The 385-nt window shown below is 63.6% G+C and carries 1 protein-coding gene; it reads left to right on the top strand.

All coding sequences use genetic code 11. The features are described 5' to 3' along the window. On the top strand, positions 1-385 hold a 385-nt coding region (locus B3873_RS05985; RefSeq protein ID WP_286864621.1), incomplete at both ends, for a M48 family metalloprotease.

A 385-nucleotide genomic window follows, 5' to 3' on the forward strand; every position in this document is an offset into this window, starting at 1 on the left:
CATCGCCAACGGCGACATGGTCACGCTGACCCTGATCCAGGGCGTGGTCAACACCTTCGTGATGTTCTTCGCGCGCATCGTCGGCTACTTCGTCGACTCCTTCCTGCGCCGCAACAACGAAGAAAACAGCGGCCCCGGCATCGGCTACATGGTCACCGTGTTCGTCTGTGAAATCGTCTTCGGCATCCTGGCCAGCATCATCGTGATGTACTTCTCGCGCCAGCGCGAATACCGCGCCGACGCCGGTGCCGCAGCCCTGATGGGCTCCAGGGTGCCGATGATGAATGCGCTGCGCCGCCTGGGTGGCTTGCAGTCCGACGGCCTGCCGCAGAACCTGCAGGCTTCCGGCATCTCCGGCCGTGAATCCTGGCTGGGCCTGTTCTCC

The sequence above is a fragment of the Herbaspirillum sp. UBA812 genome (assembly GCF_002296545.1).
Lineage (GTDB): Bacteria > Pseudomonadota > Gammaproteobacteria > Burkholderiales > Burkholderiaceae_D > Herbaspirillum > Herbaspirillum huttiense.